The sequence below is a fragment of the Collinsella sp. AF08-23 genome (assembly GCF_003479805.1).
In the GTDB taxonomy this organism is placed as follows: Bacteria; Actinomycetota; Coriobacteriia; order Coriobacteriales; family Coriobacteriaceae; genus Collinsella.
Genome location: NZ_QUHV01000023.1, coordinates 1 through 1,251 on the forward strand (window position 1 = coordinate 1; position 1,251 = coordinate 1,251).

At 75.1% G+C, this 1,251-nt stretch carries 1 protein-coding gene; it reads left to right on the top strand.

Annotated elements, in window-relative coordinates:
* Window positions 1-1,214 (top strand): UPF0236 family transposase-like protein (locus tag DWV48_RS09070; protein WP_147352858.1); only part of this gene is annotated, 1,214 nt, incomplete at its 5' end.
* Between the last annotated feature and the right edge of the window lie 37 nt (window positions 1,215-1,251).

The following is a 1,251-nucleotide window of genomic DNA, read 5'->3' on the forward strand; positions in this document are numbered from 1 at the left end:
ATCCTCTCGTAGATTTGTTCAAGAAGGTGTTGCCACATCAGTCCCGCGCGCTCGAGGCGCGCGACCGCGAGCTCGCGGCGTCCCGGCCGAAGGGCCTCCGCGTGCACTCGCGCAGGCCGCGCGCCCTCGCCACGATGTGCGGCGACGTCCGCTTCCGCCGCACCGTGCTCGTCGACGGCGCAGGCCTCACCCGCTACCCGCTCGACGAGGAGCTGGACCTGCCCGCCGGCGACCGCGTGAGCCCGTCGGCGCGCTCGTTCCTGGCCACCTGCGGGGCCGACGTGCCGTTCGCCCGCACGGCCGAGCTGATGGCCATCGCGGGCGGCTCTCCCGTGTCGGCGACGACGGTGATGGACTCGGTGAGGTCGGCCGGGGAGGCCGTGGCCGGGATCGAGCGGGCCCGTGCGCGCGACCTGTTCCGCGACGGGGTGGCGCCCCGCGCCGACTCCGCGGCCGAGGAGGTGCTCGTGGAGGCCGACGACACGTGGGTGCGCATGCGCGACGGGTCGATGGCCGAGGTGAAGGCCGTGGTGGCCTACGCCGGCAAGGAGGAGGGGCGCGGGGTCGAGCCCGTGAGGCTGGGGTGCGTGGGCGAGGCGCCCGGCGACTTCCGGGGGCGGGCCGTGGCGCAGGTAGGCTCGCGCTTCGACCTGGCGCGCGTCGAGCGCGTGCGCCTCGGGACCGACGGCGAGGCGCAGTACGTCAACGGCGCCGCCTCCATGCCGTTCGCCGACGTCGCCGGCTTCATCGACCCGTTCCACGTCTTCAGGGCGGTGGGCCGCTGCGCGCCGTCGCCCGACGGGTCGCGGCTGGTCTCGGTCCTGAGGTCGGAGGGGGCGGATGCGTGCGCCGGCGCCATCGAGGCGATGGTCGGGGCCGGGACGGCGGCGTCCGGCGCCGAGGGGGTCGCCGCCTACCTGCGCCGCCACGCCGCCGAGATCGGGGGCGGCCCGTCGATGGGCGCCATGGAGGCCGAGCAGCAGCACATGTGCAAGGTGCGCATGGGCTCGTTCCCGTGCGCGTGGTCGCCCGCCGGCGCCGACGCGATGGCGCGGCTGCGCAGCTGGCTCGGGTCGGGGTTCGCGCTGCCTCCCCGCACCCGCGAGTCGGAGCAGTCCCCGCGACGCCGGCAGCGGCGGGAGCGCAAGCTCGCGAGGCACCTTGCCCGGCGGGCGGGCGGGCGCGTAAAATCCGAGGGGAAGGGCTGGGAGTGATGTGGCTATACTAAATTGGACAGTCGGATGAGAGTCT